We start from the raw sequence: 22,761 nt of genomic DNA on the forward strand, positions 1-22,761 counted from the left end.
GAGTTTCAGGGCTTTTTCTTAATTGACCCAAAGGCCATCAAATTCTGGATTGGGCTGACAGCGATGCACCTTTACTGGTGGCAGTACCTTAGGCTCAAGGTTACGTCTCTCAAAGTCGAACTGGCTCAAGATATGACGTATCAAATCTAATCGTCCTGTTCGCTTGCAGTTATTATCCACCACATACCAAGGACAATGGTCGGTGCTGGTCTCACGAAACATGATCTCTTTAGCCTTGGTGTATTCGCGCCACATACTGCGAGATTTCAAGTCCATCGGCGACAGTTTCCAGCGCTTGGTGATCTTGTTTAGTCTTTCATGAAAGCGCTGCTCTTGGGTCTCATGAGTTATTGAGAGCCAATACTTGAGAACGATGACGCCTTGGCGAACCAAGCTTTTCTCAAAAGCTGGGCAGTCCTCTAGAAAGTTTGAAACCTGAGCCTGGGTTGCAAAACCCATCACAGATTCTACACCCGCTCGGGTATACCAACTTCTATCGAATAGAACGATTTCACCCTCGCTGGGCATCTCTTTAACCCAGCGCTGAAAGTACCACTGCTTTTCTTCTGCATCGGTAGGCTTACCCTTGGCAACCACTCGTACATGGTTTGGATTGAGTTTATCGATGATGCGCTTGATGCTTCCACCCTTACCAGCAGAATCCCTTCCTTCAAACAAGAGAACCACTTTTAAGCCGTGCTTAATAATATAGGATTGCAACTGAACTAATTCTGCTTGGAGTTTTTTTAATTCTTTTTTGTACTCTTTTTTATTCATTTTGTTATTTAATCCAAAGCCGAATTATTCTCCCTCTTCAGACTTATTTCTGTGATAGATAAAATCTTGAACATTTTCGGGTAGAACAGGACCGTAGCTTCCCATGCTACATCCACATAGCTTGACGCACTCTTGCTGATAACCCACAGGCTCTGACTCAGTCTCTACTTCTTTTACTCTCGTGGCTTTAAGAGCATTATAAGCCTTGAGCGATATCCAACCGGCTCCTATTAGAGCGAGTACGTACATAAGCATGTTTCTACCTCTGATTAATTTAGTTGCTTATTAATTTATCTATTAACTAGAAAAAGGGAATGAAATTCTGAAATTCAAAATTGAATAACCAAGCATAAATATAAAGTGATAGATTAAACGCAGTTTTATTAACAATCGAAAATACTATGAACGCAAATATTAGTAAGCTCTGCTTCTCTTTATTGAGCGAAGCACAACAATCGGCTTTGGTGTCATTGTTTGTTTTGGAACAGCACAGGGGCAAGGCGGCTTTTGTATCTGATGATGGGATTGGTGTTTGGCTCAGTGATCTCGACTTTGAAGAGATGTGCAGCTTTAAAAATGAATTAGGGGTTTATTCCATTGAGAAGTCGGTGCTGACGGGCTTGCTAGAGAAGGGTTTGTTGCTGATGAAACCCGTTGAGCGTAATCAGGTTAAGATGTACCAGAATGTGCGCCACAGCTATCACCTACTACCTGAGATCAAGCGTCAGATCTGTGCCTGGATAACCATGAATGAAGTAAAGCTACCGATTTTGGTGGAGTTTGATTACTGAAGAGTAAAAAGCCCTATCACTATGACAGGGCTTACATTGGGTTTAGGCTTGGCCTTTAACTGAAGCCATTGCGCCCTTGCCGACACCCTCATAGGCGATAACATCAAGTGTTGCCCCAGGCTCTACAGATTGGCTAACTTCCTCTGCAATATATTGAGCCAGTAGCTCGACCGTAGTATCAGTATCTATCATCTCAACATCGCTACGAGCGATCGCAAGCTCGAACTCACCCTGTGGCGCGGTGTAGCGAAATGCATGATGAGTCATCTCGGTTAGAGAACTAGCTGCTGGACTCAAGTTTAGGTCTGCTAGCTCACATTCATCTTCTTGGCTACCAAGATAGATATCCTTCCAACGCTCAGCCCATTCTTGTTCCAATTCAAGATCACGCTTGCCGTTTACTAGAAGTTCTACTGGAGAGCGGTGACCATGAGCGATACGCTGGCAGTTACCATCGTGCTTTTTCAAGCCGTGGCTGTAGTGATAGAAAGGGCCTACGATATCTTCATGTCGCAATGTGATCTCAAGGCCTTGCACGTTTTCAGGAAGCTTGCCTTTCAATACTTCGTAAACATGTTGAGTCACTGACTCGATAGTCACCTCATCAGCATTGATGAAGCAGTAAGCCTCGTCAGGGCAGTGCAGGTGAAGGCTATTGTCTTCGCGAAGCAGGTCTACGGTCGAGTAGCCAGGCTTGGTTGGTTCGGTGCGGATTGCTGGATTTTGGCTCGGTACAATCAGTCTGTGGTCAATGTATTCATCGACAATCTGCTTAATCTGTTTCTTTACGCGGCTGAAGTCGAGCACCATGCTCATCTCATTCAACTCACCTGACATTACTACATCGAGTATCCAGCTTTCTCCCACCATGCCACGCTGGGGGCAAAGGTAAGAGGAATCGATAACAGTAAGATCTCTAACAAATAGCTTCAAACTGAAGTCCTTATTGATTCTGATAGGGGCAAGGCATTATACGTGCCTTAAAGCCCGAGTAAACCGCTCAAGCTCTTTCAGAAATTATTTTAAACAATGATTGTAGATTTGTTTAGGCAGGATGGCTGTCTGTAACTTTTTCAACCGTACATAAATTCTTGCGAGCTATTATGCAGTTTGCTTCTTGAGCTTAATGCGATTGATTTTACTGAACTAATCTTATGAGGTTTTTAACCGGCGCATGGAATGCTCATGAAGATAGTCTGCACTCTAATTACATTGATGGTTATGGTCCCTTTGCTGGTTGTAGCGAAGGACAAAGATGATTCTTCGGTATATCGAATCAGCGTACTTCCGGGACAAACCCTTGAACAAACGGTGTCATCAGAAAAGCAGTTTAAGTCTTTTGAGTTGGAACTGCATTCAGAAATAGAGTCTTGGGTATCGGTGACAAAAGAAGTTGAGACGAAAAGTTCTAAGCACAAAGGTAAGAGTTTAGTAATAGCACTGACCGTACCGGAAGATGCCTCTCCAGGGGTGTATTTATCTCAAGTTTACTTCGATAAGAAGCCCTCGAAGAAATCGAAGTCGTTAACCGTAGAGCTAGAAGTGCTCGAACCAGTGATCTCTCTGCCGCCGGAACCTGGCAATGAGAATGATACAACAGTGGAGGGAATCGATAGTGATGCGGACGGTGTGAGGGATGATGTTCAGCGCTATATCTACTTTGAGTATGCAGGCCAACCATCGGTACAGTTAGCCCTTATGGATGTGGCTCGTTCGCTTCAGTCGGCGTTGATTGGAGCGGAGTCTAGGGAGCAGGCTTATCAGGCAGTTAAAGCATTTGATTCTGCATATAACTGCTTAAGCTGGGTCGTTCCAGGAACTAGTTATGAAGTGGCGTCTAGGCTGCATGCGAAGCAGATGAACACAAGAGATAGAACTCGAAGTTATGACGATTTTCAAAGTTCGACGGTAGGTAATGTAATCATGAATAACAAACCTACTGAAAAATATTATCAAGAATGCTCGTTTGATGTGTCCAGGTATCAGGAGTGAGAAACATGAAAGCTATAGTGTTTACAGCAATGTGCGTAATGAGTGCACAGTGTGTTACTGCTTCCGAGTTGGTTTGCGAGCCGCATTTAAAAGTGTTCTATGGGAATGGTATGCGAAACTCTGTTCTTGATGCTAAGGAATCATCAAATGTACTGAAACAGGCAATTGAGGAGAGAAACAGGTCGTTAGAAATTGATAAGAAGATTTCGCACGGCAGGGTAATCAATCCATCTGAAAGCATCGGTGACTTTTTTGAATCAGTAGACCAAAAGCTCAACCTCGAAGAGAGTCAGTTGTGGTTGTATTTTTCAGGCGTTGAAGCCATGCCCGACGAGATGAAAGAGATTTTAACTAACCTCGCTACAAAATCTATTGAGATTTCCTACGACGCACAACCAGAACTGCGTAATCATGTGAACATTTACGATGCAGCCCTTTTAGAGGGAAACAAGGTAATCGTGGTTTCTCATTCCCAAGGTAATCTGTTCGCAAATCAAGCTTATAACCATATTCACCCACAATATCGTGATGCTTGGGGAATGGTAGCAGTTGCTAATCCTGCAACTTATGTGGCGGATGGTGGACCTAATACAACCATCACTGAAGACCTAGTAATGTATTTTACTCCAGGGTCTATGGAAGCGAACTTTTCAAATTTTGATACGCTGAACGCCAATGATTGGAGCGGACATAGATTCGTTGAGTCTTATATGGTCGAAAACACTCTAGCAAGAAGAAAGGTTGTAGAAGATGTGTTTATTGTAGAGGAAGGCTTACAGGTTGCTCCGGAAGTGCTTGGAGGGAGTGCATTACATGTAGCTCTATCGTGGAAAGAGCATATCGATTTGGATCTTATTACATTCGAACCAGACGGTACGCATGTTTACTACGCTAACAAAGAGGGTAACTTCGGGCTTTTACACGGGGATGCATTAAATGATGCCGAGAAAAAGATAGAACATTACTCAGTACCTTGTACCAACGTTGTTGAAGGAGAGTTCCAGTTTGGAGTTAACTACTTTGCTGGATACTACCCCGATACCGCAACCATGGTAGTAAAAACACCAGATGAAACTAGAACTAGAACTCTCTATCTAGAGGATAAGGTAGGGTCAGCCGGAAATAAGACACCCTCTATAATGTTTGAGTTAGATATTGTTGAGAATGAAGACGGCGAGTTGAGTTACAGCATCGAATAGACGTAAAAAAGGGGAAGTTACCTTCCCCTCAAACTGATAAACCGGAATTTATTGCGCAGTAGGCATATCCCTCAAAACAGTATCTACATAACTATTTATGCGGCGCTCGCTGTGTTCTGGGTCGCGCTCTGCTTTGGCACCACTCTGTGCCAGAGCCTTCCATTTTGGCTCCAGTAGCGGGTAGTTATACATGGCAATGAACAGAGTGCCTTTCTCATCTTCTTTGAAGTCTGCCGTTGGGATACCGGTACTCAGTTGAGTCTTGGAGTAGATCTCTTCATCTGAGAGTTCAGACTCTACTGCGAGTCCATAGCCAACAACAAAGTTTGGTGACTGCTCCATAGTTACTCGAACGTAGCCTTTTTCGGCAAGAGTATTTTCAATGGCATCGTTGAACATATGACGTAGGGTTTTCTTGTCGACCGATTTACCTACATAGGTCACACCCGAAGTAGGATGCCATGCATAAGTTTTTGCACCTGCCGGAATGAACTGAAAATCGCCACTGATGGCAACACCGATCGCGAAATTGTTTTCTTTTTCTACTGGAGAGGTGACGCATGCGGTTAGGGCTGCACTAGCAAGTAATGCCGAAATCCATTTCATAAATGCTCCAAGCCTTGTTAATTAAATGTTTCATTGGCTAGAATAGTCGAGGGCGCTGAAAAAAGTCTAGTTAAAACGGATACATAGACTAATTAGTGCGCACTTTTTTGTAGCAAGGAGCGCTGATGTACCACACATCTCTGTCTCGCCTGGTGGTGAGCTCAACGTTAATTCTCTCTTCTCTTAGTTTTGCGGTCGAACCCTTGTTTCCAACCCCAGCTGACGCTGAACCTACGTTTGTAGATCGAGCATTTGATTTTGTAGGTGCGGATGGCGGCTTTGATCCAGATAAGGGTGTGGATATGAGTTATATCCCGTCCGTGTTCTATAACCCAGAACAAGAGTTTGGGGCAGGTGCGCTTATCATAGGTCTGTATCAAACAGACTCGGCTAAAAACTATGAACAGCCCTCTTCTTTTGTCATTAATACTTATGTTTCAACCAACCTATCTCTTGGCCTAAGTTTCGATAACATTACTTTCTTGAATGATGGTGAGAACCGATTTGAGATAGTGGCAGAGGCTTATGATGAGCCTGTCGTTTACTATGGTAAAGGCTATGAGTCAGCTAGCAACGACGAAAACAAGGTCCTTTATACCCAAACGCTCCTGCAGGTGACTCCCCGTTGGTATCACAAGATTGCTGAAAATTGGTTCTTGGGCGTTGGGGGTAACATCAACTACACAGGAACACGCGACCCTGAGCTCGGTGATGATGTCGTGGTTGGTAATCCACTGCTGTTTGATGACCTAGAGTCAAATACTTCATTTGGTGTATTAGGCACTTTGTTATATGACTCTCGTAACTTCGTTGAGAACACAGAAAGTGGCACCTTGTTGCAAGCTGATTTCGGTGCCTACTACAGCGATTTAAATTCGGAGTCTTTCGGTCGATATGATATTGAAGTAGCGCACTTTATCGACCTTGAGCCAGTACCTGGCGTATTAGCGTTGCAAGGGCAGGGCAATTTTACCTCGGGCGATGTTCCTTGGAACCGACTACCTGATCTCGGCGGTGCTTACGCAATGCGTGGCTACATTGTTGGGCGCTATCGAGATGAGCAGATGGCGATGGCGCAGGCAGAGTATCGACTTCCTATTTACCGTCGCTGGGGTAGCGTATTCTGGGCTGGTGTCGGTTCAATTGGTGAAGACTTCGATGAGCTAAGTGATGACTTACTTGCCAGTTACGGTGTCGGTTTACGTTATCGCTTGAAAGGCAGGATAAACCTAAGGGCCGACCTTGGCTTTGGTGAAGATGAGACCTTGTTCTACTTCAATGTGAATGAGGTGTTCTAAAAAGAAAAACGGCTGTCTAGAGAGGAAGAGCAGCCGCTTTGATTTATCGATTTAAGGAAGAAAGTAAGTTAGAAGAAATGTCCTAAACCGTGCAGTGAAGAGATAATTGTCGGAACTGCGATTAACGCAAGTTTGACCGCAAAGATTATCCCAATCAGAGGTAGCAGGCCTTTGGTTGCACTGCGATTAATCTCTTCTGCATGTTGGCTGTAAATCATGGTAGCACCTCATGTCTTTTGTTTTAGCTGATGGGGTAACCATACGCCTAAAACTGATTAAATCATCGCCTAACGATAAAAAGTTTGAGCTCTGTTCACTATCGTATTTGGTTTTTTGATAACGCCCACATTTTGCGCAATCATGCATTTTCCTCACAATATGCATACTATTTCATGAATTTTATGCGCTTAAGTTCAGTCAACTCTATTCGTTACCTATCTAAAGTTTAGCTCTCATTCAAACAATGAATGCAAATCATTCTTGATCTCGGTTTCATAGTACTCTATAACATGTATATAAAATATATGTTTAAAGGAAAAGCCAGATGACTCAAGCAATTTACCCATCAAACCAATTCGATTTCGCCAAAGTTACCCGAGTAGGCGCCATGACCATGATCGGGTCTGCACTTATGATGTGTATCAGTATCTTGGTCAGTTTCCCATTGGCTGAGAACTTCACCATTATTCAACAGGCGGTGGCTCATATCGGCACCATCGTCTTTGCTGGGTTGTTTAAGGTTGGGTATGTGACGTATATCGTTGGACGTAAGGAAAGGGATTTGGAGATTTGATGGGGATGTCTTTGGTTTGTGCAATTTCGCATATGTGCGATTTGAAGATACCGGAATGCCGGCCCAGCGGATAAGCCCTTGGTGGGCTTTCCGGTATGAACTAGGTTTGGCGATTAAAAATTGTCGTCATCCCGGGGTGCCGGCCCAGCGTAAAATGCGGAGCATTTATCCGGGATCTGTCCGAAGAACAATGCTCACCATTCATACCAACCCCCAAACACAAAAAAAGCCCGATAAAATCGAGCTTTTTAAACATAAAGGAAAGGTTAGTTCGTCTCAGTTTCTTCTTTGTCCGAGGTAATAGACAACAGCCAAAGACAAATCACTGCTACGGCGGCAAACCCACCTAGGATGATGACTGGCATAGCGCTGTAGCCTAATACATGCCAAATTATGGATTCTAGTTGACTCATATCTCTCCCTTACCAACCTTCTACGCCGTGCATGTCAGGTAGTTTGTGCGCAATACCCTTATGACAATCTACACATGTTTTTTCACCAGATGCCAGAGCGGTTGAGTGTTGTTGAGAGCTTCGAGAGCTTTGCTCTGAGAAGTCCATATACTCGAACTGGTGACAGTTACGACACTCGAGGGAGTCGTTCTTCTTCAAACGTGCCCACTCACGCTCTGCGAGGTGACCACGACGAGCTTTAAACTTCTCTTCCGTATCGATAGTACCGATGAAGTGGAAGAACAGCTCTTTAGACGCTTGAACCTTACGAACAATCTTATCGGTCCATTCATGCGGTACGTGACAGTCCGAACAGATTGCACGAACACCTGAACGGTTCGCATAGTGGATTGTTTCTTGGATCTCATTCACGATAGGCTCATGGCAACCCGCACAGAACTCCTCGGTGTTCGTCGCTTCCATACCTGTGTTGAATGCGCCCCAGAATAGAAGACCACCAGCAAACCCCATGAAAAGAACCACACCTGCGGCTGCTTTACTTGGTGTTGTTAGTCTCTTCCAAAACGCTTTTAGTAATTTCATAGATAGCCTCTTATGTTAACAACCAGCAGGGGATTACTTCTTAAGTGAATCAACACTTTCAAAGCTGTTCTCTACTAGAGGTTTAGCGTTTGCTTGTGGTACGTGACACTGCAAACAGAAGTAGCGTCGCGGAGATACGTCGGCCAATACCGCATCTTCACGGTTCACATAGTGAGTTACGCTGATTTTCGTTGCGCCCATCTCTTTAGCATTTTTCCAGCTATGACAAGCTAGGCATTTGTTCGCGTTGAGATCCACTTCGTAAGAGCGGATGTTATGTGGGATCAGAGGGGGCTGATACACATAGTTACTCTCGATGATCTGTTCACGAGGATATTTTTTGAATTGGTCAGCAGGGCGCGTTGCTTCGAGCTCACTCGCACCACGCAGTGACTCAACACCACCGATGCCACCAGGGTTGTACAGTTCAGCTTGTTCAACGCCAGCATTCTCTGCTTTTTCCATTTCTGTTTGTTCAAGCACCATATCGTCGGTATCTGCTTGTACAATTCCGGCGCCAATAGCACTTATTGATAAAAGAGCAATCAACAGCTTTTTCATTATTATTTCTCCGCCTTATGGCTAGGGTAGGGGGCTAGATAACTAGCCCCTAGCATTTGACAAAGGCCTAAGCCACATTCAGGTTGGTGATCTTAACTGGACACTTCTTGAAGTCTGTCTGCTTAGAAAGCGGGTCAGTAGCATCAAGAATCAGCTTGTTGATCAGGATACGCGCATCGAAGAATGGTACGAATATCAGACCACGAGGTGGACGGTTACGACCGCGAGTTTCAACACGTACGCGAACCTCACCACGCTTGTTAGAGATCAGTGCCTCATCACCACGGCGCAAGCCTTTCTCTTTCGCGTCTGCTGGGTGGATATAAACCACAGCATCCGGAACGGCTTTATACAGCTCAGGAACACGACGAGTCATAGTACCTGTGTGCCAGTGCTCTAGGACACGGCCGGTACATAGCCACATATCATGCTCTTGATCCGGCACCTCTGGTGGAGCCTCATAAGGAGCGGAGATAATCCAGGCTTTACCGTCTGGCTTACCGTAGAAGTCCCAACCCTCACGCTTCGCGTATGGATCTGAACCGTTTTTGTAGCGCCATAGGGTTTCTTTACCGTCAACTACTGGCCAACGTAGACCGCGCACTTGGTGGTAGGTGTCGTATGGTGCCAAGTCGTGACCGTGGCCGCGACCAAATGTTGCATACTCTTCGAACAGGCCTTTTTGAACGTAGAAGCCTTGTGCTTGAGCATCATCGTTCAGCTCTTGAGTTTCGCTTAGTGGGTATTTATCCACCTGACCATTCTTGAACAGCATGTCGTACATGGTCTTGCCACGATACTCAGGTGCTTTCGCTAGTAGCTCTTCAGGCCAGATCTCTTCCATCTTGAAGCGTTTAGAGAACTCCATTATCTGCCAAAGGTCAGACTTCGCTTCACCTACTGTATCTACTTGTTGGTACCAAGCTTGAGTACGACGCTCTGCGTTACCGTAAGCACCCTCTTTCTCAATCCACATAGCGGTCGGAAGGATAAGGTCAGCGGCTTGAGCTGTTGCTGTTGGGTAAGGGTCAGAACATACGATGAAGTTGTCTGGGTTACGGTAACCCGGAAGACGTTCTTTGTTGATGTTTGGTCCAGCCTGCAGGTTGTTGTTACACATTACCCAGTAAGCGTTTAGCTTGCCGTCGTGTAGCATACGGTCTTGAAGTACCGCGTGATAACCTGGTTTCGGTGGGATAGTGCCTTCAGGCAGTTTCCACGTTTTCTCAGCGATTGCACGGTGTTTAGGGTTCGCTACTACCATGTCCGCTGGCAGACGGTGAGCAAAGGTACCAACCTCACGAGCAGTACCACACGCTGATGGCTGACCCGTTAGTGAGAATGGTGAATTACCCGGAGTTGCAATCTTACCGGTTAGTAAGTGGATGTTATAAACAAGGTTGTTCATCCATACGCCGCGGGTGTGCTGGTTCATACCCATGGTCCAGAGAGACATTACCTTAGTATTTGGATCCGCATATTGCTCTGCAAGTTGGATTAGGTGTTCTTCAGAAACGCCTGAAATCTCACTCGCTTTCTCTACTGTGTATGGCGCTACAGATTTCGCGTACTCATCGAAGCTAATGTCAGTAACATTGCCTGAGTTAGGGTTTGCTGCCGCTTGTTGTAGAGGGTCATCGTCACGCAGGCCGTAACCAATGTCGGTATCAGCTTGCTTGAAGTTAGTGTGCTTGCTAACAAAGTCTTTGTTTACTTTGTCGTTTTGGATGATGTAGTTCGCGATGAAGTTAGCGATTGCCAGGTCAGACTGAGGATGGAAAATGTAACCATGGTCTGCCAACTCGAACGAACGGTGGTAGTAAGTAGAAAGTACGTTTACTTTCACATGTGGGTGGCTTAGACGACGGTCAGCGATACGAGTCCAAAGGACTGGGTGCATCTCTGCCATGTTCGAACCCCAAAGTACGAATACGTCCGCATTTTCGAAGTCATCGTAACAGCCCATTGGTTCATCGATACCAAAAGCACGCATGAAACCAACTACCGCTGATGCCATACAGTGACGTGCATTAGGGTCGATGTTGTTTGAGCGGAAGCCCGCTTTCATCATCTTAGCGGCTGCGTAGCCTTCCATTACAGTCCACTGACCAGAACCGAACATACCTACGCTAGTTGGACCTGACTTCTTAAGTGATTCTTTCCACTTGTCTGCCATGGTGTCGAAAGCAACATCCCAAGACACGGGAGCAAAGTCACCATTCTTGTCATATTTGCCGTCTTTCATACGTAGAAGAGGCTGAGTTAAGCGGTCTTCGCCGTACATGATCTTAGATAGGAAGTAGCCCTTGATACAGTTAAGGCCTTTGTTTACTGGCGCTTCTGGGTCACCCTGAGTCGCAACTACTCGACCATTTTGCGTACCAACTAGAACCGAACAACCCGTACCGCAGAAACGGCATGGTGCTTTGTCCCATTTGATTTTGGTTTGGTCAGAGCTTGCGATGAGGTTGGTGGCTCCGGCGGGAAGTGAAATCCCCGCCACCGCTGCTGCTGAAGCGGCTGCGTTTGCTTTCACAAACTCGCGTCGTGTCATTTTCATAGTCAGTCCTCTTGCACAATTAGTTAACCGATGCTGGCATCGGTCGTAACCGTTGCATGGATGTCGGTGTCTAGTTTTTCGATGTCTGCTTCAATTTGGTGGTAGACCAGAGCAGTGTTCACCACTCCGGTTAATTCATTTATTTGGTCTATCGCTGAGGTGATGAAGCCCTGATTTTCAGTCTCCATCACTACCACGAATTTGCCTTCTTCACTCTCGGCGTAGATCTCTGTGCCATCGAGTTGATTTATAAACTGGCGCACGTCACTCACGGTTTCAGGTGAGCAGTACACTACAAAGCTGGAGATATGTACTTCACTGGCCGGCATTAGTACCCTCTTTATTGTCGGTCATGGAAATAGCGGTCGCTGGACAAGCGCTTACGCAAGCACCGCATCCGGTGCATAAATTTGAGTCTAGTTTAGGTTGTGCAACTCGCCCAATTTGAAGAGAAAATTGTATTGCGAAGGGTTCGCATACATCACTGCAGGTTCTGCACTCAACGTTCTGCAGGGCGAGACATGACTCTTTAATTGTAGCCTTTATTTCCCAAGGTGCTTCATCTGTAGCACGGAAAATTGGTTCAGGGCAGACGCTTGCACACCCTTCGCAGAAGGTGCATTCTCCCTTCTCAAAATCGATAGATGGATAACCGCCAGAACCTTTCACTATGATCTTGGTCTCGCATGCGTCAATACACTTTCCACACTGCGTACATCCATCAATAAACAGAGCGTCCTCCTTTGCCCAAGGAAGACGCGTTCCAACTTGATAGATCAATTGATTTTGTTGTGAGCGCCTTGTAAACAGACGGCGCCTAGACAAATCGACCAAAATGCACCTTAGTCATTGAATTAATAAATATTTATTATAGTTGGAGTGTAGGTGATAAATTTTATAACCATATACCTAATAAGGGTTAAACTGATATGTAATTTGTTTTAGATCAATTGTTTAAAGCGATCACATTCACACAACCAAAACTTACTTTTTAGAGAGCAAATTTGATTAAATTTAAAACCCGTTCGGTCTCGTTCACCATAGGTGGAGCGGTCACTTTGATGGTGCTGGTGGCGGTGACAACCATCACCATAGCGGTGGCTACCGTCTATTCGAGCTTTGATGATGCAGAAGCGGTCAACGTCTCTGGCTCTATGCGTATGCAGAGCTATCGACTCGCTTTTGATGTGGTGACTGACTCTGATGAGCTAGCCAGACACATTACAGAGTTTGAAGGCTCGCTGTTCTCGCCTTCTATGCGCTCACAGCTTCATTGGACTGTGCCTACTGAAATACGAAAGGACTACCAAGACCTCACTGCCCGCTGGATTGAGATTAAATCACTGATGCTGGGCGAAGAGCGTCAAAGCTATGCTCACCTAGTTCCTGAGTTTGTTTCTCGTATCGATAAGTTCGTATTCAAGATCCAACAGCACTCAGAGCGAAAGCTGCTGAAAATGGTCGTGATCAGCGTCTTCGGTATTACCTGTATCGTACTGCTCTCTTTGGTTATCATGCGCTTTGTTCGAGTGAAGGTTATTCAGCCTTTGGAGGCTATGGCACAGGCGAGTCGTGAGGTAGAGGCAAACAACTTCAACGTTAAGCTAAACGAGTCGGTTGAGAATGAGTTGGGGGAGGTAGCAGCCACCTTCAACGGCATGACCAATAACCTGAAGAACCAATATGCTCGCCTTGAAACAGCAGTAAAGAACAAAACCGAAGAGTTATATAAGGCCAACAGTTCATTGCAAGTGCTGTACGAGAGCTCACAAGAGCTCACCGCTTCAAGACTTTCCACTGAGCAGTTCAAAAATATCATTGCAAATCTAGCCTCGGTAGAGTCTGTGTATGCTGTCAAACTGACGATCGATGATACCGCCGGGCAACCTATTGAGTTTGTAGCCGGTGATCAAGTGGAACAAGAGTGGAGCAACACGCCTCTAGAGCTTGATGGCTTAGTGCTCGGCACTCTGGGTACTCAATTGGCACCAGATTTTACCGAGCAGGGTCTTCTCAAGAATATGAGCCAAATCCTAGCTCGCGGTATCTACTACAATCAGGCGCAGAAGAAATTTGAGCAGCTACTGATTTATACCGAGAGGGGAGCTATTGCTCGAGAGCTACACGATTCCTTGGCACAATCGCTGACCTTTTTGAAGATACAGATGAATCTTCTCAAGAGGCAGTTAAAGAAAGCCCCATCCAGCGAGCAAGCGAACCAAGTGGTTGAGGAGATTGATGCTGGTCTTAAAGATGCTTACACTCAGCTTCGCAGCCTGTTGACCACCTTTAGACTCAGTATCGAAGAGGCTAATTTTGGAGAAGCACTGAACGTGTTGATGGAGAAGCTTCAAACTAACACCAGTGCGCGTATAGAGATAGAGAATCATCTGTCATCATTGCAACTTCAAGCTCAACAACAAGTGCATCTGCTTCAGATTATCCGTGAAGCAGTAAATAACGCCATTAAACATGCTGATGCTGAAGAAATCCGCATAAACTGTATTCAAGACGCTGATTTTATTGAGGTCTCGGTTACAGACAACGGTGTTGGGTTTGACACCAGCCATGAAAAAGCAGAACACTATGGATTAGGTATCATGCAGGAGCGAGCTCAGTACCTGAAAGGTGAGCTCAGCATCTCTAGCGAACCCGGAAAAGGAACTCAGGTTCGTGTCGTTTTCAATTGTGAGGGTCAATTAGACAGTGAGTAATACATATCGCGTAATGATCGTAGACGATCACCCATTAATGCGTCGCGGCATCAAGCAATTGATCTCGTTCGAGCCTGAATTTGAGATGGTGTGTGAGGCAAGCAATGGTACCGAAGCGCTAGCTATGGCTCATATGCATGAGCTCGACCTTATCCTTCTCGACCTAAACATGAAAGGCATGTCAGGCCTTGCCACTCTAGAAGCGCTGCGTAAAGAGCGTGTGGAAGCCAAGGTGGTTATCTTAACTGTTTCTGATGCCGCAGCGGATATCGATGCCATTGTGAAAGCGGGGGCCGATGGTTATCTATTGAAAGATAGCGAACCGGATGAGCTGCTAAATCATCTGCACAATGCCTTGGATGGTGACAAGGTATATAGCGATGCCGTTGCAGAGCACATTCGAGACCGTGCAGAAAACCCAAGCTTGCTTGAAACCCTTACTGAGCGCGAGATGGAGATCCTTTCTAAAGTTGCTTTGGGCTATCGCAACAAGCAGATTGCAGACGTGCTGTACATCTCTGAGTCTACCGTTAAGGTGCACATGAAGAGTCTGCTGAAGAAGCTTCAAGTAAAGTCGCGCACTGCTGCCACCATTATCTATCTGGATCACCATGGACAAAATTAACTATGTGGTTACAGATACGCCAAGTGATGAGGATATTGCTTGTGTGCGCTCGGGCATAAAAGAGCACAACACGCCATTTTTGAAAGGACTGTTCCATCAAGACCTCGCTTGTTTCGCCAAAGATGAAACAGGCGCTGTTGTTGGCGGATTAGTGTCTGAAATCTGGGGTAGTTGGCTTGAGATAAAGTTTCTTTGGGTTTCACCAAAAACCAAAGGGCAGGGTGTGGGTAGTGAGATACTAAAGCGTGCCGAAGAGCAGGCTAAATCTCTAGGCTGTCACAGCTCCCTACTAGATACCTTCAATTTCCAAGCCAAGCCTTTTTATGAAAAACACGGATACAGGGTGCAGATGACTCTTTATGATCATCCTGTATCTACTGAGCGCTATTATATGGTTAAAGAATTAGGTTAAGCCTGTTTTAAACTCGCACGTCTCGCAATCAGATGAAATAATCGTGGAAGCCCTTCGCGAATAAGGTAAGCTAGATTTACCTTGGGAAATATCAAACACATCATGACTCCTCTTCACGAACTCGTTAACTCTATTGGCTTTACCATTCCGCAAACCATGAATGCTGATCCCAACTCGCTGGATGATCTTTGTGGAAAGCTTATGCCGCTGTATGAGACCTCGAGTAGTAAGTTTCCTGAGCACAGTGACCTAGAACTGCTACTGGGTTTGCTGAGTGTGCACCACGATAGGCTTTTGCATCAGTTGAATGCTCAGCGTGACGCTTTGGTGGCGATGCAGGAGGTTATCGACCAATCTCTAGACAGAAGCCATTCTCGCAAGTTTAAAGCTCCGGTCATTATTGAGTTTTGGCTTACCATGCACTTGTGGGTCTATCTGCAAGGCATGCTAAGAATGGATTACTCATTGGCTAACGACTATGCCGCTGAAGCGGGTAAGATGCTGGCTCCAATGACAGATAAGAATCTGGATCAACTGCGTGTGGAGTGGAATCAAACCTACTACGTGGGTCGTGATGCTAAGCAGAATAACAACTCATTTTTGAAACAAGTTTCTGGTTCTCTTCGCAAACTACTGAAGTAACATCATTTTCTCTGCATTTAGGGGCATAAAGCTGGCGTAAATCGCTGTTTTTATGTTCTGACGCAAACGTTTGCTCTTTACTTGTGCGCAAATTTCTTTATCATCCTCGCCCAAAATAGCTCGTATCATTTTTACCCTCGAGGAAGTCATGCTGTCGGATATTGAAATCTCGCGTATTACCCCTTTGCGTCCAATCGCGGACGTAGCAACCGCTGCAGGATTACGCAGTGAAGAGTTTCAAACGCATGGAAAGCACAAGGCTAAGATTTCTCTAGATGCGCTAAAGCGTCTAGAGAGCAAACAAAGTGGCAAGCTAGTGGTTGTAACCGCTATGACTCCAACGCCACTGGGTGAGGGTAAAACCGTAACCGCAATCGGTCTCGCTCAAGGTCTATTCAAGATTGGTCAATCCGTAATGGCCTGTATTCGTCAGCCTTCTATGGGACCAGTATTCGGCGTTAAAGGTGGGGCTGCTGGCGGCGGCTATTCTCAAGTTGCACCAATGGATGAGTTGAACCTGCATCTTACTGGTGATATCCATGCGGTAACGGCGGCACATAACCTAGCTTCAGCGGCGCTGGATGCTCGTATCTATCATGAGCAGCGTAACGGCTATGAAGACTTTGAAGCTCGCACAGGTATGCGCGCCCTTAAGATCGACCCTGAACATATTGTATGGAAGCGTGTGGTTGACCATAACGACCGTGCGCTTCGCAAGATCACCGTAGGCTTAAACGAGCCAGGTAAAACCATCAATGGCATTGAGCGTGAAGATGGTTTTGATATCTCAGCTGCCTCTGAGCTTATGGCGATTCTAGCACTGGCGAAAGACTTGCAAGACCTGCGCGCTCGCATCGGCAAAGTGGTTGTGGCTTATGACTTGGATGGCAACCCAGTAACTGCAGAAGACCTTCAGGTAGCGGGTGCGATGACAGTGAGCATGCGTGAGGCTATCGAGCCTACTATGATGCAAACCCTAGAAGGTGTTCCAACTCTTATCCACGCAGGTCCATTTGCCAACATCGCTCATGGTAACTCATCAATTATCGCCGATGATATCGCGACTAAACTGTCTGACTTTACCGTAACCGAAGGTGGTTTCGGTTCAGATATGGGCTTTGAGAAGGCGTGTAACATCAAGGCACAGGCATCTGGTAAAGCGCCAGATTGTGCGGTAGTGGTAGCAACCCTTCGTGGCCTTAAGGCAAACTCTGGCCTGTATAATATCAAGCCAGGTCAACCTATCCCTGATGCACTGTTTGAAGCCGATAGCGATGCACTAGAAGCGGGTTTTGCTAACCTGAAGTGGCACCTTGAGAACGTGGCTAAATATGGCGTACCGGCGGTAGTGGCGATTAACCGCTTCCCACAAGATAGCGAGCAAGAGCTAAACCAGCTTAAGGCTATGGTTGAAGCGCTGCCAATGAATGTGGAAGTGGCTATCTGTGAAGCCTTTGCTAAAGGCGGCGAGGGTGCGGCTGAGTTGGCAACTAAGGTTGTAGAGCAAACGCAAAAATCGTCTACCTTTAAACCTCTGTATACCCTAGATCAGACTCTAGAAGAGAAGATCATGGCGATCACTGAGGTGGGCTATGGTGCAGCGTCAGTGACACTAAGTGACAAGGCGAAAGTACAGCTCGAGAAATTCCAAAAGCTAGGCTTTGGCAATCTTGCGGTATGTATGGCTAAGACCCCTATGTCTATCTCAACCGATGGCAACGTGAAGGGTGCTCCGACTCAGTTTGACGTGCCTATCCGTGAGTTCAAGCTATGTGCGGGTGCCGGCTTTATCTATGCGTTGTGTGGCGCTGTGATGACCATGCCGGGCCTTCCAGAGAAGCCGGCCTTTATGAACTTGGATATTGACGAAGACGGAAATATTCTAGGCCTTAGCTAAATTCCATTAAAAAACACCTCGAGCCTCGCAAAATGCGGGGCTTTTTTTCGCCGTAAATAATTCAAAAATTCAATTGATCCCCCGTCCTGTGGAGCCTCGTAATAGATGTGCTCGGGATTTATCTTAACGACAAAATCTTTTTGTTAGACTCATTTGAAGTTTTATCCGTTAATGCGCCCCACACGGTAAATGAGAGAAGAGAGTGAACCCGTGTTGGGTATGGCTTAATGCAGTTTCGAGTCATGTGTCTTCCTTCCTGTCTTTGTGAGATTCGACATGGAAAACATTTCAAAACTAGATCGCGTACGCGCTGACTACAACGTTCATTACTGGAGCCAAGGCTTCTACGGCATCGACGACCAAGGTGAAGTATATGTATCACCTCGCAGTGATGCGCCTCATCAGGTTCCATTAAGCAAGATTGCTGCTCAACTAGAAAAAGAGCAACTCAATATGCCGGTGTTAGTACGCTTTCCGCAAATTCTGCACCAACGTGTTCACGCTATCTGTAATGCATTTAACCAAGCAATTGAAGAGAACCAATATAAGAATAACTACCTGCTTGTTTATCCAATCAAGGTAAACCAACAGAAAGAGGTAGTAGACGAGATCCTTGAGAGCCAAGCTCAGCTTGAAACCAAGCAACTTGGCCTAGAGGCGGGTAGTAAACCTGAACTATTGGCGGTATTGGCTCTAGCGCAGAAAGCGAGCTCAGTAATTGTATGTAACGGCTACAAAGACAGAGAATACGTTCGCTTGGCGCTTATCGGTGAGAAACTGGGTCACAAGGTATTTATAGTACTGGAGAAGCTTTCTGAGCTTGATCTAGTGCTTGCTGAAGCCAAGAGCCTAGGGGTTAAACCTCGATTAGGTTTACGTATCCGTCTCGCATCTCAAGGTGCTGGCAAATGGCAATCAAGCGGTGGTGAAAAATCTAAGTTTGGTCTGGCGGCGTCTCAGGTGCTGTCTGTAATCGAGCGCCTAAAGCAAGAAGATCAGCTAGATGCCATGCAGCTAGTGCACTTCCACCTTGGCTCGCAGATGGCGAACATCCGCGATATCCGCAAAGGGGTGAATGAGTCAGCACGCTTTTATTGTGAGCTAAGAGGTATGGGTGCAGGCATCCAATACTTCGATATCGGCGGCGGCCTTGCGGTGGACTACGATGGTACTCGCAGTCAGTCTTCAAGTTCAATGAACTACGGCCTGATTGAGTACGCACGTAACATAGTGAGCACGGTTAGCGATGTGTGTGAAGAGTATGTTCAGCCAGTTCCGACCATCATCTCGGAGTCTGGGCGTTCATTGACTGCGCACCATGCAGTGTTGATCAGCAACGTGATCGGTACTGAGTCCTATCAAGTGGAATCAGTGACCGAGCCAGGCGAAGACTATCCAACGCTTCTACAGAACATGTGGAACAACTGGCAGAGCTTGCAAGATGGTAGCGACGCACGCGCTTTGATTGAGCTGTATAACGACACACAAAGCGATTTGGCTGAGGTTCATTCTCAGTTCGTGACTGGGGTGCTAAACCTAGAGCAGCGTGCATGGGCAGAGCAGTTGTCACTGCGCATTTACTTTGAGCTGAGCCGCTTGATGAGCAACAAGAACCGTTTTCATCGTCCAATCTTGGATGAGCTAAACGAGCGACTAGCGGACAAGTTCTTTGTGAACTTCTCGCTGTTCCAATCTATGCCGGATGCATGGGGTATCGATCAGGTATTCCCAGTGTTGCCTCTGTCAGGGCTTGAGAATGTCGAGGATCGCCGCGCTGTGATGCTAGACATCACCTGTGATTCAGATGGTGCTATCGAACAATATGTTGAAGGCCAAGGCATTGAAACCACACTGCCAGTGCCAGCGTGGACCAAAGATAAACCGTATTTGATGGGTTTCTTCCTAGTTGGAGCTTATCAAGAGATCTTAGGTGACATGCACAACCTATTCGGTGATACCCACAGTGCTGTGGTGACCGTTGATGAAAATGGTGAGGCGCACATTGAGCGCATTGACCAAGGCGACACGGTAGAAGACATGATGCGCTACGTGCACATCGATGTAGATAAGATTCGTCATAACTATCGTGAGTTGGTTGCTGAGCGTGTTGAGCTAAGCGAACAGGCGAGAGTGCTTGAAGAGCTTGAGGGTGGCCTTGTGGGCTACACCTATTTAGAGGATTTCTAAATGAATGATTTGTTTACAAAAACCGATTATTCGCTTTATTCAAACTCGATGAGTTTTATGCGCAGACCATACCTGCGCAATCCTCTCGAGTCTGATGCTGACCTAGTTGTGCTTGGGGTTCCATTGGATATGGCGACCTCGGGCCGATCAGGGGCGCGCATGGGCCCAGATGCAATTCGTCGTGCATCGGTTAACTTGGCTTGGGAAGGCAACAAGTTCCCGTGGGACTTTAATGTCTTTGACCGAGTAAATGTTATCGACTCAGGTGACTTGGTATTTGACAGTGGCGATGCAGAGGATATGACCCAGCGTCTGCAAGCCGCTACTGATGAGATACTCAAGAGTGGTAAGACTGTTTTGGCATTGGGGGGTGACCATTTCATTACCTTGCCACTGCTACGGGCCTATGCGAAACACTATGGTGAGATGGCGTTGGTGCATTTCGATGCCCACACCGATACCTATGCTCATGGCAGTCGTTATGACCATGGCACTATGTTCTATCACGCGCCAAATGAGGGGTTAATCTCACCTGAGCATTCAGTTCAGATAGGTATCCGAACTGAATATCAGAAGGAGAGTCATGGCTTTAACGTCATCAATGCCATGGAGGCAAACGACCTAAGCGCTGATGAGATAGTGGCTCGAATCAAACAAACGATTGGTGATAAACCTGTGTATGTCACCTTCGATATTGATTGCCTCGACCCAGCATTTGCGCCGGGGACAGGGACACCGGTTTGCGGTGGCCTGAATTCAGATAAGGTGCTTAAGATCCTGCGTGGTCTGGCCGAGGTGAACATAGTGGGTATGGATGTAGTGGAGGTTTCCCCTCCGTATGACCATGCTGACTTAACTGCCCTTGCCGGTGCAACAGTAGCGTTAGAGCTAATGTACGCCTGGGCATCAAAAAATTAAATAATAAACCTAACCCAAAGTAATTGGAGATGTTGGTAGACGGTCAGAGAGTCCATATCTCAGCATCTTCAAGTAACGCGGGTTTACCTACTTCCTAGTTTTGCTAGTCTTGGCACATCGGTTGCTCCATTCCGATGTGCCTTTTTTATGGCTCCTCACAGATTAGCGGGAACAACTACTACTTCAGATTCATGTGCTCACTCTGCCAGTGATGCATTGCAAGCCGCCGTAGATACCTCCCTGTAGGCTTGGTTTCGGCATCCTTGCCTCAAACACTTACCCTGCACCACAGCCTGCCGTTCGCAACTCAGGAAAAACCTTTTTTAATTGAGCCTTCCTAAATCTTGCTTCACACTGAGCCTAGATGTGTTTTCTAGGACGAAACTATGTATTGCCCAAAATGCGGTGCTGAAACTTTGATGAGTGAGCAGAGCCGTAAGTATTCTTGTAGTGAGTGTGATTTCCTTTTCTTTCAAAACGTAGCAGCCGCCACTATGGCCGTGGTGACTCAATTCAACGAGGGGAAGTTGTGGCTTTTGGTGGCGACCAGAGCCAAAGACCCAGGTAAAGGTTTGTATGATTTACCGGGTGGCTTCGTTGATCCTGATGAGAGTGCCGAGCAGGCTCTGGAGAGAGAGCTTGTAGAAGAGATTGGCGTGAAGCCGATTGCTTATCGCTATCTAACCTCTTTTCCCAACACCTATCCCTATCAGAATGTGGTGTATAAAACCTGTGATCTGGTTTTCCATGTGGAGCTTGAGCCTAATGCTAAGGTTCGAGCCGACGATGATGTAGAGAGCCTAGAATGGGTGCCTCTTGCTGAGATAACCACCGAGCAATTTGCTTTTGACTCCACCAAACTCGCCATATCTGAGGCGAAACGTCAGTTATTGGATTAACCTCAATCAGAGAATGTGTCATCTTTTGATAGCAGGCTGTCACCTTTCGCCAGTGTGTGTCACCAATTGATAGCTTAATATTTCTGCATCCAATGAGAGGAGCGGAACAATGACTTATTCAAATCTAGCGTTAATTACAGGAGCATCAGGCGGTATCGGTGCGGAGTTTGCTCGAATCCACGCTGAAAAAGGCGGTGACATGGTGCTGGTGGCACGCTCAGAAGATAAGCTTAATGAGCTGAAAACTGAGCTTGAAAGCAAGCATGGCGTGAATGTCATCGTCTTGGCTGAAGACCTTGGTAAGCCGGGCGCAGCGAGTCGTGTGTTTGAGTTCACCGAATCTCAAAACATGCAGGTCGAAGTGCTGATTAATAACGCAGGATTTGGTGGTCATGGTAAGTTCGTTGAGCGAGATATCGAAGCCGATAAGGCGATGATTCAGCTTAACGTGACCGCGTTGACTGAACTGACCCATGCCTACCTGAAAGGCATGGTAGAGCGTCGCAGTGGCAAGGTATTGAACGTATCGTCCACCGCCTCTTTTATCCCTGGTCCTTTGCAGGCTGTTTATTATGCCACTAAGGCGTTTGTGACCTCTTTTTCTCAGGCCATCGCCGAAGAGGTTTCGGAATACAATGTCTCTGTAACGGCACTGTGTCCCGGTCCGGTATCTACTGGCTTTGTTAAGGCAGGGGATCTAGACAAGGTAGATGTGTGGAAAAATGCAAAATCGGCGCGCTCTGTGGCTGAGGTGGGTTATCGAGATATGATGGGTAAAGAACTTCTATCGTTTAATGAAGGCGTGCTGAAATTTGCTATCAACTGGGTGTTCCCGCTGCTTCCACGCAAGCAGGTGCTTAAGGCTTCACGCAAATCAATGGAAAAATCTCACTAG

The 22,761-nt window shown here is 46.4% G+C and carries 25 protein-coding genes; 14 read left to right on the plus strand and 11 right to left on the minus strand.

The window, feature by feature from the left end:
- Positions 1-18 precede the first annotated feature (18 nt).
- Together ppk2 and Pcarn_RS18190 are read right to left on the minus strand one after the other, a co-directional pair.
- Complete coding sequence (gene ppk2 / locus Pcarn_RS18185) at positions 19-777, minus strand: polyphosphate kinase 2 (RefSeq protein ID WP_261835738.1); 759 nt, start codon at positions 775-777, stop codon at positions 19-21.
- A 24-nt stretch (positions 778-801) separates the two neighbouring features.
- Complete coding sequence (locus Pcarn_RS18190) at positions 802-1,032, minus strand: hypothetical protein (protein ID WP_261835739.1); 231 nt, start codon at positions 1,030-1,032, stop codon at positions 802-804.
- A 146-nt stretch (positions 1,033-1,178) separates the two neighbouring features.
- On the opposite strand from Pcarn_RS18190, the gene Pcarn_RS18195 reads away from it, so the two are divergent.
- Positions 1,179-1,568 carry a hypothetical protein gene (locus tag Pcarn_RS18195; RefSeq protein ID WP_261835740.1) on the plus strand — a complete coding sequence of 130 codons (390 nt, stop codon included), beginning with the start codon at positions 1,179-1,181 and terminating at the stop codon, positions 1,566-1,568.
- A gap of 42 nt (positions 1,569-1,610) precedes the next feature.
- Here Pcarn_RS18195 and Pcarn_RS18200 read toward each other — a convergent pair whose 3' ends face one another.
- Positions 1,611-2,501 carry a 6-pyruvoyl trahydropterin synthase family protein gene (locus tag Pcarn_RS18200; RefSeq protein WP_261835741.1) on the minus strand — a complete coding sequence of 297 codons (891 nt, stop codon included), beginning with the start codon at positions 2,499-2,501 and terminating at the stop codon, positions 1,611-1,613.
- 252 nt (positions 2,502-2,753) lie between these two features.
- Here Pcarn_RS18200 and Pcarn_RS18205 point away from each other — a divergent pair, with 252 nt between their 5' ends.
- Together Pcarn_RS18205 and Pcarn_RS18210 are read left to right on the plus strand one after the other, a co-directional pair.
- Positions 2,754-3,560, plus strand: coding sequence for a hypothetical protein (locus Pcarn_RS18205; RefSeq protein WP_261835742.1), 807 nt, complete (start codon positions 2,754-2,756; stop codon positions 3,558-3,560).
- 5 nt (positions 3,561-3,565) lie between these two features.
- On the plus strand, positions 3,566-4,759 hold the full coding sequence (locus Pcarn_RS18210) for a hypothetical protein (protein ID WP_261835743.1): 1,194 nt from the start codon (positions 3,566-3,568) through the stop codon (positions 4,757-4,759).
- A 48-nt stretch (positions 4,760-4,807) separates the two neighbouring features.
- Here Pcarn_RS18210 and Pcarn_RS18215 read toward each other — a convergent pair whose 3' ends face one another.
- Entirely contained in the window at positions 4,808-5,365 is a 558-nt protein-coding gene (locus Pcarn_RS18215) for a DUF4136 domain-containing protein (protein WP_261835744.1), read from the minus strand.
- Positions 5,366-5,490: 125 nt separating this feature from the next.
- On the opposite strand from Pcarn_RS18215, the gene Pcarn_RS18220 reads away from it, so the two are divergent.
- The gene (locus tag Pcarn_RS18220; RefSeq protein WP_261835745.1) at positions 5,491-6,663 is read left to right on the plus strand and encodes a BamA/TamA family outer membrane protein; all 1,173 of its coding nucleotides are present in this window, start codon (positions 5,491-5,493) and stop codon (positions 6,661-6,663) included.
- A gap of 68 nt (positions 6,664-6,731) precedes the next feature.
- Here Pcarn_RS18220 and Pcarn_RS18225 read toward each other — a convergent pair whose 3' ends face one another.
- Positions 6,732-6,881, minus strand: a complete 150-nt coding sequence (locus Pcarn_RS18225) for a hypothetical protein (RefSeq protein ID WP_261835746.1) — start codon at positions 6,879-6,881, stop codon at positions 6,732-6,734.
- 326 nt (positions 6,882-7,207) lie between these two features.
- Here Pcarn_RS18225 and Pcarn_RS18230 point away from each other — a divergent pair, with 326 nt between their 5' ends.
- Entirely contained in the window at positions 7,208-7,456 is a 249-nt protein-coding gene (locus Pcarn_RS18230) for a hypothetical protein (protein WP_261835747.1), read from the plus strand.
- A gap of 266 nt (positions 7,457-7,722) precedes the next feature.
- On the opposite strand, the gene Pcarn_RS18235 is transcribed toward Pcarn_RS18230, so the two are convergent.
- The 6 genes from Pcarn_RS18235 to napF all read right to left on the minus strand — a co-directional run bounded on the left by Pcarn_RS18235 (position 7,723) and on the right by napF (position 12,406).
- The gene (locus tag Pcarn_RS18235) at positions 7,723-7,869 is read right to left on the minus strand and encodes a TIGR02808 family protein (protein WP_261835748.1); all 147 of its coding nucleotides are present in this window, start codon (positions 7,867-7,869) and stop codon (positions 7,723-7,725) included.
- Between the two features lie 9 nt (positions 7,870-7,878).
- Complete coding sequence (locus tag Pcarn_RS18240; protein WP_261835749.1) at positions 7,879-8,451, minus strand: NapC/NirT family cytochrome c; 573 nt, start codon at positions 8,449-8,451, stop codon at positions 7,879-7,881.
- Between the two features lie 33 nt (positions 8,452-8,484).
- Positions 8,485-9,012: a nitrate reductase cytochrome c-type subunit gene (locus tag Pcarn_RS18245; RefSeq protein WP_261835750.1), complete on the minus strand. Its 528-nt coding sequence runs from the start codon at positions 9,010-9,012 to the stop codon at positions 8,485-8,487.
- 67 nt (positions 9,013-9,079) lie between these two features.
- The gene (napA, locus tag Pcarn_RS18250; RefSeq protein WP_261835751.1) at positions 9,080-11,572 is read right to left on the minus strand and encodes a periplasmic nitrate reductase subunit alpha; all 2,493 of its coding nucleotides are present in this window, start codon (positions 11,570-11,572) and stop codon (positions 9,080-9,082) included.
- A 23-nt stretch (positions 11,573-11,595) separates the two neighbouring features.
- Positions 11,596-11,901: a chaperone NapD gene (locus Pcarn_RS18255; protein WP_261835752.1), complete on the minus strand. Its 306-nt coding sequence runs from the start codon at positions 11,899-11,901 to the stop codon at positions 11,596-11,598.
- Positions 11,888-12,406, minus strand: coding sequence for a ferredoxin-type protein NapF (gene napF / locus Pcarn_RS18260; protein WP_261835753.1), 519 nt, complete (start codon positions 12,404-12,406; stop codon positions 11,888-11,890). Before napF ends, Pcarn_RS18255 begins: the two co-directional genes overlap by 14 nt.
- Positions 12,407-12,576: 170 nt before the next feature.
- Between napF and narQ the strand changes: the two genes are divergently transcribed.
- The 9 genes from narQ to Pcarn_RS18305 all read left to right on the plus strand — a co-directional run bounded on the left by narQ (position 12,577) and on the right by Pcarn_RS18305 (position 22,761).
- Positions 12,577-14,286, plus strand: a complete 1,710-nt coding sequence (gene narQ / locus Pcarn_RS18265; protein ID WP_261835754.1) for a nitrate/nitrite two-component system sensor histidine kinase NarQ — start codon at positions 12,577-12,579, stop codon at positions 14,284-14,286.
- A 13-nt stretch (positions 14,287-14,299) separates the two neighbouring features.
- Entirely contained in the window at positions 14,300-14,911 is a 612-nt protein-coding gene (locus Pcarn_RS18270; RefSeq protein WP_261837309.1) for a response regulator, read from the plus strand.
- Positions 14,898-15,323, plus strand: coding sequence for a GNAT family N-acetyltransferase (locus Pcarn_RS18275; protein WP_261835755.1), 426 nt, complete (start codon positions 14,898-14,900; stop codon positions 15,321-15,323). Before Pcarn_RS18270 ends, Pcarn_RS18275 begins: the two co-directional genes overlap by 14 nt.
- Positions 15,324-15,425: 102 nt before the next feature.
- Complete coding sequence (locus tag Pcarn_RS18280) at positions 15,426-15,965, plus strand: hypothetical protein (RefSeq protein ID WP_261835756.1); 540 nt, start codon at positions 15,426-15,428, stop codon at positions 15,963-15,965.
- A gap of 148 nt (positions 15,966-16,113) precedes the next feature.
- The gene (locus tag Pcarn_RS18285; RefSeq protein WP_261835757.1) at positions 16,114-17,862 is read left to right on the plus strand and encodes a formate--tetrahydrofolate ligase; all 1,749 of its coding nucleotides are present in this window, start codon (positions 16,114-16,116) and stop codon (positions 17,860-17,862) included.
- A gap of 276 nt (positions 17,863-18,138) precedes the next feature.
- Positions 18,139-20,049, plus strand: coding sequence for an arginine decarboxylase (speA, locus tag Pcarn_RS18290; RefSeq protein ID WP_261835758.1), 1,911 nt, complete (start codon positions 18,139-18,141; stop codon positions 20,047-20,049).
- Complete coding sequence (speB, locus tag Pcarn_RS18295; protein WP_261835759.1) at positions 20,050-20,967, plus strand: agmatinase; 918 nt, start codon at positions 20,050-20,052, stop codon at positions 20,965-20,967.
- A gap of 386 nt (positions 20,968-21,353) precedes the next feature.
- On the plus strand, positions 21,354-21,866 hold the full coding sequence (locus Pcarn_RS18300; protein WP_261835760.1) for an NUDIX hydrolase: 513 nt from the start codon (positions 21,354-21,356) through the stop codon (positions 21,864-21,866).
- A gap of 109 nt (positions 21,867-21,975) precedes the next feature.
- Complete coding sequence (locus Pcarn_RS18305; protein WP_261835761.1) at positions 21,976-22,761, plus strand: SDR family NAD(P)-dependent oxidoreductase; 786 nt, start codon at positions 21,976-21,978, stop codon at positions 22,759-22,761.

This window comes from Vibrio ishigakensis (assembly GCF_024347675.1).
GTDB classification, from domain to species: Bacteria; Pseudomonadota; Gammaproteobacteria; order Enterobacterales; family Vibrionaceae; genus Vibrio; species Vibrio ishigakensis.

Excerpts from the sequence above, each read along its gene's own strand:
- ppk2 (WP_261835738.1), bottom strand. The coding sequence starts at position 777 with ATGAATAAAAAAGAGTACAAAAAAGAATTAAAAAAACTCCAAGCAGAA.
- Pcarn_RS18190 (WP_261835739.1), bottom strand. The coding sequence starts at position 1,032 with ATGCTTATGTACGTACTCGCTCTAATAGGAGCCGGTTGGATATCGCTC.
- Pcarn_RS18195 (WP_261835740.1), top strand. The coding sequence starts at position 1,179 with ATGAACGCAAATATTAGTAAGCTCTGCTTCTCTTTATTGAGCGAAGCA.
- Pcarn_RS18205 (WP_261835742.1), top strand. The coding sequence starts at position 2,754 with ATGAAGATAGTCTGCACTCTAATTACATTGATGGTTATGGTCCCTTTG.
- Pcarn_RS18210 (WP_261835743.1), top strand. The coding sequence starts at position 3,566 with ATGAAAGCTATAGTGTTTACAGCAATGTGCGTAATGAGTGCACAGTGT.
- Pcarn_RS18215 (WP_261835744.1), bottom strand. The coding sequence starts at position 5,365 with ATGAAATGGATTTCGGCATTACTTGCTAGTGCAGCCCTAACCGCATGC.
- Pcarn_RS18220 (WP_261835745.1), top strand. The coding sequence starts at position 5,491 with ATGTACCACACATCTCTGTCTCGCCTGGTGGTGAGCTCAACGTTAATT.
- Pcarn_RS18225 (WP_261835746.1), bottom strand. The coding sequence starts at position 6,881 with ATGATTTACAGCCAACATGCAGAAGAGATTAATCGCAGTGCAACCAAA.
- Pcarn_RS18230 (WP_261835747.1), top strand. The coding sequence starts at position 7,208 with ATGACTCAAGCAATTTACCCATCAAACCAATTCGATTTCGCCAAAGTT.
- Pcarn_RS18235 (WP_261835748.1), bottom strand. The coding sequence starts at position 7,869 with ATGAGTCAACTAGAATCCATAATTTGGCATGTATTAGGCTACAGCGCT.
- Pcarn_RS18240 (WP_261835749.1), bottom strand. The coding sequence starts at position 8,451 with ATGAAATTACTAAAAGCGTTTTGGAAGAGACTAACAACACCAAGTAAA.
- Pcarn_RS18245 (WP_261835750.1), bottom strand. The coding sequence starts at position 9,012 with ATGAAAAAGCTGTTGATTGCTCTTTTATCAATAAGTGCTATTGGCGCC.
- napA (WP_261835751.1), bottom strand. The coding sequence starts at position 11,572 with ATGAAAATGACACGACGCGAGTTTGTGAAAGCAAACGCAGCCGCTTCA.
- Pcarn_RS18255 (WP_261835752.1), bottom strand. The coding sequence starts at position 11,901 with ATGCCGGCCAGTGAAGTACATATCTCCAGCTTTGTAGTGTACTGCTCA.
- Pcarn_RS18270 (WP_261837309.1), top strand. The coding sequence starts at position 14,300 with ATGATCGTAGACGATCACCCATTAATGCGTCGCGGCATCAAGCAATTG.
- Pcarn_RS18275 (WP_261835755.1), top strand. The coding sequence starts at position 14,898 with ATGGACAAAATTAACTATGTGGTTACAGATACGCCAAGTGATGAGGAT.
- Pcarn_RS18280 (WP_261835756.1), top strand. The coding sequence starts at position 15,426 with ATGACTCCTCTTCACGAACTCGTTAACTCTATTGGCTTTACCATTCCG.
- Pcarn_RS18285 (WP_261835757.1), top strand. The coding sequence starts at position 16,114 with ATGCTGTCGGATATTGAAATCTCGCGTATTACCCCTTTGCGTCCAATC.
- speA (WP_261835758.1), top strand. The coding sequence starts at position 18,139 with ATGGAAAACATTTCAAAACTAGATCGCGTACGCGCTGACTACAACGTT.
- speB (WP_261835759.1), top strand. The coding sequence starts at position 20,050 with ATGAATGATTTGTTTACAAAAACCGATTATTCGCTTTATTCAAACTCG.
- Pcarn_RS18300 (WP_261835760.1), top strand. The coding sequence starts at position 21,354 with ATGTATTGCCCAAAATGCGGTGCTGAAACTTTGATGAGTGAGCAGAGC.
- Pcarn_RS18305 (WP_261835761.1), top strand. The coding sequence starts at position 21,976 with ATGACTTATTCAAATCTAGCGTTAATTACAGGAGCATCAGGCGGTATC.